Genomic DNA, 7,204 nt, shown 5'->3' with positions numbered 1-7,204 from the left:
GCTCTAGGCCGCACCTTTGGGGCAGCCTTTATAAGCGTAGCGGGATATTTTGTTAACGCTCGTCGGACGGGTGGTTGACGTCAACATCCTGTCGGAATGCCATCTATCCCGGTTTCATGAGTCTGAACCATCGACCGTTAGTCGGTAAAAAGACACAATGATGAGTGATGGCTCACTGACACCTTCTGCTTTTGCAGAACCGGGTCTAGAGTGATGGCACAGTATTTGTCCGGTTTTCACGAGAAGCCGGTCTGACGCCCCGCAATTAGAGAAGCAGCATGGAATGCGCGCAACCCACGCCAGTAGAAGGCGGCTCAACCCTTTTAGTCGTCGATGATTACCCTGAAAACCTGATCAGCATGCGCGCGTTGTTACAGCGCCAGGGCTGGCGGGTCATGACTGCCGCCTCGGGCTTCGAGGCCCTCGGCGTGTTGCTTGAACACGATATCGACCTGGTGCTGCTGGACGTGCGGATGCCGGGCATGGACGGCTATGAAGTGGCGCGCCTGATGCGCGGTAGCCAGCGGACCCGTCTCACGCCGATCATTTTCCTGACCGCCAACGAACAGTCCCAGGACGCGGTGATCAAGGGCTATGCCAGTGGTGCGGTGGATTACCTGTTCAAGCCGTTCGACCCACAGATCTTCACGCCCAAGGTCCAGGCGTTGCTCGAACACCAGCGTAACCGCCGGGCTTTGCAGCGTCTGAGTCATGATCTGGAATCCGCTCGTGCCTTTAATGCGTCGGTGCTGGACAACGCTGCCGAAGGCATTCTGGTATTGGGTGAGGACGGTCTGATTCGTTTTGCCAATCCGGCGATGTCACGGCTGCTCAATGCCACGGTGCAGGAACTGCAAGGCAAGGAGTTTCTGGACTACCTGCAAAAACCGCATATCCCGATCTGGGCCGATTCCGAGTTGCTGGCCGGATATAAACGCGGAGAAACCCTGCGCCTGCACGATGCCCTGCTACGTACGGCACCCGGCCAGCAGGTGCCGGTGGCCTTGTCCTGCGCGCCGTTGCCTGCCGAGCAGCATGCGATGGTGGTCACCGTGCTGGACATGTCGGTGGTGCGCCATCTGCATAAGCAACTGGAATTTCAGGCGGTCACCGATCCGCTGACCGGATTGCTCAACCGCCGGGGTTTCTACCAGACCGTAGAGAACCTGCTGTTGCGCGGTGAGCACTCCGACAGTTCCTGGGTCTTGATGTACCTGGACCTCGACGGCTTCAAGCGCGTCAATGATTCGCTCGGGCACGATGCCGGCGATCGGGTGCTGCGCTGGGTCTGCGAACAGTTGAAGGCTTGCCTGCGGCCCTTCGACATTCTGGCGCGGATGGGCGGTGACGAATTCACCGCGCTGCTGGATCTGGAGTTCCCCGAGCAAGCGGCGAAGATTGCCGAGAAACTCATCGAGCGAGTGTCGATCTGTCAGCAGATCGATGGCCTCGATATCGCCTTGGGTGCCAGTATCGGCATCGCCACGTTCCCGGATTGTGGTGCCAATCTCGACGGGATGCTGCGGGCGGCCGACATTGCCATGTACGAAGCCAAGCGTGCCGGTCGCCAGCAATATCGCTTCTACGATCACGAAATGAACGGCCGGGCGCGCTCGCGGCTGATGCTGGAAGAAAGTGTGCGAACCGCCATTGAGAATCGGGATTTCAATCTGGTGTATCAGCCTCAGGTGGCGATTGCCGACGGGCGGATCCGTGGCTTCGAGGCCTTGTTGCGCTGGCAGCATCCGAGCGTTGGCGATGTACCCCCGGGGCTGTTTTTGCCATTGCTGGAGGAGGCGCGGCTGATCAGTCGTCTGGGCAGCTGGATCTACCATCGCAGCGCCGGGCAGCGCAAAGCCTGGGAGTCCCTGTTTACCGAGGACCTGGTGCTCGGCGTCAGTTTGAGCAGTACGCAGTTCGGCATGCCCAACCTGGTCACTGAGTTGCGTCAGGTGCTTGAGCGCCATGGCTTGCAACCGCGTTATCTAGAAGTCGAGGTCACGGAAGAGGCCTTGATGCACAACCCCGAAGAAACCCGCAAGCAATTGCGCCTGCTGCACAATCTGGGCGTACGGGTGGCACTGGATGACTTCGGGGCCGGACCGTGCGCCCTGTCGCACTTGCGCGACCTGGATCTGGATACCCTCAAGCTCGACCGGCATTTGATCGCCCGGTTGCCGGAGTCGGCAAGGGATGCGGCGCTGGTACGCAGTGTCATCGAGCTGTGCAAGCAGTTCGGGATGCTGGTGATCGCCGAAGGGGTGGAAACCGTCGCGCAGTATGAATGGCTGCAGGCCAACGGATGTGAATATGTGCAAGGCTTTCTGGTGGCCCGGCCGATGATGGCCGAAGACACCGGGGTCTTTGTCCAGCCGTTTGACTGGAGCGCGCTGCCCCGCTGAATTCGCTACACTGGCGACCTTTTAGTGACGTGTATTGCCGCCCCGATGACCGTGTTGAAATATCTCCAGGCTTATCCCGCTACCTTGCAGGATCAGGTGCGCCAGCTGATCGCCGACGGTCGGCTGGGCGATTACCTGAGCCAGCGTTACCCGGAAAAGCACGGGGTGCAGAGCGACAAGGCGCTATACACCTTTGCCCTGGACCTCAAGCAGGAGTACCTGCGTAATGCTCCGGCAATTGACAAGGTGCTGTTCGACAACCGTCTGGACCTGACTCATCGCGCGCTCGGCCTGCACACCACGATCTCCAGGGTGCAGGGTGGCAAGCTCAAGGCCAAGAAGGAAATCCGCATCGCTTCGCTGTTCAAGGAAGCGCCTTGCGAGTTCCTGAAAATGATCGTGGTGCATGAGTTGGCGCACTTCAAGGAGTCGGACCACAACAAGGCCTTCTACAAACTGTGCGAGCACATGCTGCCGGGTTATCACCAGGTGGAATTCGATGTGCGGGTATATCTGACGTGGCGGGATCTGTAGGAGCTGCCGCAGGCTGCGATCTTTTGAGGAGCATTGGATGGACGTGAGCAAGACCAAGAGCAGCTTCTACCGCCGGTTGTACGTGGCGTACCTGATCGACAGCGGGCTGGCCAGCAGTGTCCCGGCGCTGACCGAGGTCACCGGCATGCCCCGGCGCACGGCGCAGGACACCATCGCGGCGCTGGCGGATCTGGATATTGTCTGTGAATTCGAGCAGGAAGAGGGTGCGCGCAACCATGCGGGGCGCTATCGGATTCGCGAGTGGGGTGCGATCGATCGCGGGTGGATCGAGCGTAATCTGCGGCAGATCAAGGCGGTGTTGGAGTATCCCTGACTCCAGCGGTGACTGAACTGACGCCATCGCGAGCAAGCTCGCTCCCACAGTTGATTGGAGTTGTGAACACAGTTCAGTGTGGGAGCGGGCTTGCCCGCGATGGGGCCTTCAAGGACGACGCATGCCAATGTGTGGAATGCCATCTTCGATAAACTCCTCGCCCGTCACGACAAACCCGTACCGCCCGTAATACCCCTGCAAATGCGTCTGGGCCGAGAGGTAGATCGGCGTTTGCGGCCAGCGTTCTTCAATCTGCTTCAACGCCTGGTCCATCAACTCATGTCCAAGCCCGGCGCCTCGTGCGTGTGGAGCAATGATCACCCGACCGATCACTACGTCCCCGCCTTGCAGTTCCGGGTCGAGCAGCCGCAGATAGGCCACCAGTTGATTGCCGTCCCAGGCCATCAAGTGGCAAGTGTCACCTTCCAGGTCCTGGCCATCCACGTCTTGATAAGCGCATTGCTGCTCGACGACGAACACCTCGGCGCGCAGCTGCAAAATGGCGTACAGCTGCTCCTTGCCCAGGTCGCTGTGGTGTTTGCAGATCCAATCGACTGTCATGTTTTGATTCCCTGAAAACGTCGTTCCGATACTAAGCGCAGTCGCTCCAGAAGTCTTTATGGCGGAAGAATCTGTGACATAGGCCAAAATGCCATCATTCATTTCTCGCGCGGATGTCTTCTTTGTGTAATCTGGATCGAAGCGCTGTGCTGTGGCTTCGATGAGCTAATGTTTCGTACCCGGGTCTTGTCAGTACGAGGCCTTGGGGTTTTGGCTGAAAACACGTAGGGCAATCCGCCCGCTAAGGATTTCTGGCATGCCGCGATTGCATCGAGCTTTTGCTTTGATTGGATTGCTGTTGCTGGTTCAGGGAGCAGCGGCAGAAAAACTGCGGTTGGTCGCTGATGCCTGGCCCCCCTTTACCGATGCCACGCTCGTCAACGGTGGTTTGGCCACGGATATTGTCAGTACCGCGCTCGCCAGGGCCGGCTATGCCAGTGAGTTTGAACAAGTGCCCTGGGCGCGGGCCTTGATGGGTGTGGGCGAGGGCCGCTACGACGTGCTGGTCAACGCCTGGTACAACGACGAGCGTACAAAATTCGGCCAGTTTTCCGGCGAATACCTGCTCAATCGCGTACGGTTTCTCAAGCGTAAAGACGCGCCCATCGAGTTCAACGACCTGCAGCAATTGCACACCTATCCGATTGCCGTCGTGCGCGGTTACGCCTATTCGCCCGCGTTCGACAACGACGACTCATTACAGAAAATTCCGGTGCACAGCTTCGCCATGGCAGTGCGCATGGTCGCGGCCGACCGGGTCAAACTGACACTGGAAGATGAGTACGTCGCCCGCTACTACCTGTCCCGTGAGTCACCCAAGGTACGAAACGCCGTGGAATTCCTGCCCAAGGCTTTGAGCGAGAACAGCCTGCACATTCTGGTCAGCCTGAAGAATCCGCAGCATGAGCAGATCGTCGCCAGTTTCGACCGGGAAATTGCGGCGATGAAGGTGGACGGGAGTTATGACAATTTGATGAAGCAGCATGGGATGTGAGTGAGTTCAGCCAGTTTTTATGTTGTTGCTGATGGCCTCATCGCGAGCAAGCTCGCTCCCACAGTAGATCTTCAGTCGACACAAATTTTGTAAACACCAGAGAACCTCTGTGGGAGCGAGCTTGCTCGCGATGAGGCCAGCCCAGACACCACTGATCTCAATCCTCACTGGTGTCCTTGATCAGGTGCGCCGCCAATGTCCTCAGCGGCCCTAACTGCCGACAAATCAGCGCCAGTTGCGTCTGCACCAACCGCTGGCCCTCGTCGATCTCATCGGGCATTTGTTCCAGTTCATTGGCCAGTGCTTCTTCCTCATCGCTTTGAATCGCAATTGAGGATTTGCTCGCCAGCCCATGGGCGATTTCGTCGATGCTCGCAGCCAGTTTCACCCCGGCCCCGTCGATCAAATGGTCATGCACGTGCGCTGGCAGTTGGGTTTCCCGGTGTGCGCCCAGGCCTGACAGGTAGCTGAGTAGCGTGTGCGACAGCACCAGGAAGCGGAATCCGACATCCGCTTCTTTACGGAAATGCCCAGGCTCCATCAGCATATTGGCCAGTGTGGTCGACAGCGCCGCGTCGGCGTTGTGCGCATTACGGCGGGCCAGGCGGTAAGCCAGGTCGTCGCTTTTGCCGTCGGCGTATTGCTGCATGATCTGGCGCAGGTAAATGCTGTTGCAGGCCAGGGTGTTGGCCAGCACTTTGTTCAGGCGTCGACCCTGCCAGTCCGGCAGGAACAGGAACACCGCCAGCCCGGCAATCAGGCTGCCGAGCAAGGTATCGAACAGCCGTGGCAGGAACAGCCCGTAACCGTCACCCACCTGGTTGAAGCAGAACAGCACCATCAGGGTAATCGCCGCCGTCGCCAGGGTGTAGCGGGTGGTGCGGTTGGTAAAGAACACCACCCCGGCGGCGATGGCGAAACACGACTGGATCAGCGGGTTCGGGAACAGGTCGAACAACGCCCAGGCCAGGGTCAGGCCGATGGCAGTGCCGATGATCCGTTGACCGAGTTTGCGGCGGGTGGCGCCGTAGTTCGGTTGGCAGACGAACAGCGTAGTGAGGATGATCCAGTAGCCTTGGGACGGGTGAATCAAATGCACCATGGCGTAGCCGATGCTCAAGGCCAGGGGCAATCGCAGGGCATGGCGGAACAGCAGCGAGGTCGGCGTCAGCTGCGTGCGCAAGCGCAGCCACACGTCCTTGAGGCTGCGCGGCGAACGGTCGAGCAAGCTGCTGTCGGTGGCGTCGGCCAGAGCGTCGGGGTTGCTGGCATCGCTGAGCAAGCGGTCGAGAGTGCCAAGGTTGGCCGCCAGTGCCCGCAGTGAACGCAGCAAGCCGCGCCAGGCCGGGTTGCTCTGGATGCGCAGGTGTTCGAGGGAGGCATCCAGGTCGCTCAGGGCCTCGGCGAAACTGGCGTCATAGGTGAACGGCTGGCGCATCTGGATCGATTCGGCCAGGGCTCGGCAAGCTTTGCCTTGCTGACGCAACAGGCGCTGACAGCGGAACATTACGTCGCTGTGGAAGAAGGCGTCGGCCAGGGCGTTGTATGGATAGTGCGATGAGCTGGCACGTTCGTGGATGTCCTGCGCGAGGAAGTACAGTTTCAGGTAGCGGCTGACTTTCGACCCCGGGCGACCGTTGCCGACCCGGTGCAGGATGATTTCCTTGGCAGCGTTCAATGCCGCCACCACCCGACCGTTCTGCTGGGCCAGTTCCAGGCGCCGTGCCTCCACGTCCATCTGCCGGATTGGCTCGAACAGCGAGGATTTGAGCTTCAGGTAAAAGCCCAGCTCGCGGAACAGGCGCGCCAGGCTCTGCTGCACCGGCTGATTGGAAAACAGCGCCTGCCACAACACCGAGAGCAGGCCGTACCAGGCGGCACCGGCCACCAGCAGCACCGGCTCGTGCCAGACATCGATGACCGCACCGCCGCGCTGGTCCACGCCGATCATGGTGTAGACCGACAGAATCAGTGTCGCCGAGGCAATCGCGCCATAGCGCTCGCCCAAGGCGCCGAGCATGGTCAGGCAGAACGCAGCCAGGGCGAAGGCGATGATAAACAGCGAGGGGTAGGGGAAGAGCAGTTCGACGGACAGGGCGGCGACCGCGAAACACACCAGTGTTACGGCCAGCGCGTTGAGACGGCCCTGCCAGCTGTCGTCGGTCTCAGCCAGGGCACTGGCGATAATCCCCAGGAACAACGGGATCAGCAGGCCCATTTCATCCTGATACCAACACAGCGCCATGGTGCCGGTCAGGGCAATGAATACCCGCACGCTGTAGCTGAATTTATCCAGCGCCCAAAGGCGACGCAGAGACTGGCGGAACGAAGTCGATGACATGAAATGCGAAGGCCTTCCGAGGCAATGACGCTAAATTG

Annotated in this window: 6 protein-coding genes; 4 read left to right on the top strand and 2 right to left on the bottom strand. The window is 59.7% G+C overall.

Going from position 1 to position 7,204, the window contains the following annotated elements:
- The first annotated feature begins 278 nt into the window (after positions 1-278).
- Genes AC1DRN_RS21565 through AC1DRN_RS21555 form a run of 3 tightly spaced genes read left to right on the top strand, consistent with a single transcriptional unit; the run spans position 279 to position 3,270 of the window.
- Positions 279-2,402, top strand: a complete 2,124-nt coding sequence (locus AC1DRN_RS21565; protein ID WP_223456765.1) for a putative bifunctional diguanylate cyclase/phosphodiesterase — start codon at positions 279-281, stop codon at positions 2,400-2,402.
- Positions 2,403-2,447: 45 nt separating this feature from the next.
- A complete protein-coding gene (locus AC1DRN_RS21560) occupies positions 2,448-2,936 on the top strand; it encodes a YgjP-like metallopeptidase domain-containing protein (RefSeq protein ID WP_223456768.1) in 489 nt (162 codons plus the stop codon).
- A 37-nt stretch (positions 2,937-2,973) separates the two neighbouring features.
- The gene (locus AC1DRN_RS21555; RefSeq protein WP_007894945.1) at positions 2,974-3,270 is read left to right on the top strand and encodes a winged helix-turn-helix domain-containing protein; all 297 of its coding nucleotides are present in this window, start codon (positions 2,974-2,976) and stop codon (positions 3,268-3,270) included.
- Positions 3,271-3,378: 108 nt separating this feature from the next.
- Here the strand turns inward: AC1DRN_RS21555 and AC1DRN_RS21550 are convergent, their stop codons facing one another.
- Complete coding sequence (locus AC1DRN_RS21550) at positions 3,379-3,831, bottom strand: GNAT family N-acetyltransferase (RefSeq protein WP_223456770.1); 453 nt, start codon at positions 3,829-3,831, stop codon at positions 3,379-3,381.
- 256 nt (positions 3,832-4,087) lie between these two features.
- On the opposite strand from AC1DRN_RS21550, the gene AC1DRN_RS21545 reads away from it, so the two are divergent.
- Positions 4,088-4,825, top strand: coding sequence for a substrate-binding periplasmic protein (locus AC1DRN_RS21545; RefSeq protein ID WP_223456772.1), 738 nt, complete (start codon positions 4,088-4,090; stop codon positions 4,823-4,825).
- 157 nt (positions 4,826-4,982) lie between these two features.
- Here the strand turns inward: AC1DRN_RS21545 and yccS are convergent, their stop codons facing one another.
- The gene (gene yccS / locus AC1DRN_RS21540; RefSeq protein WP_223456774.1) at positions 4,983-7,166 is read right to left on the bottom strand and encodes a YccS family putative transporter; all 2,184 of its coding nucleotides are present in this window, start codon (positions 7,164-7,166) and stop codon (positions 4,983-4,985) included.
- Positions 7,167-7,204 lie beyond the last annotated feature (38 nt).

It is taken from the genome of Pseudomonas sp. P5_B3 (assembly GCF_056400405.1).
The sequence above is the reverse complement of the archived record's forward strand: the minus strand, read 5'-3'. Positions and strand labels throughout refer to the sequence as shown.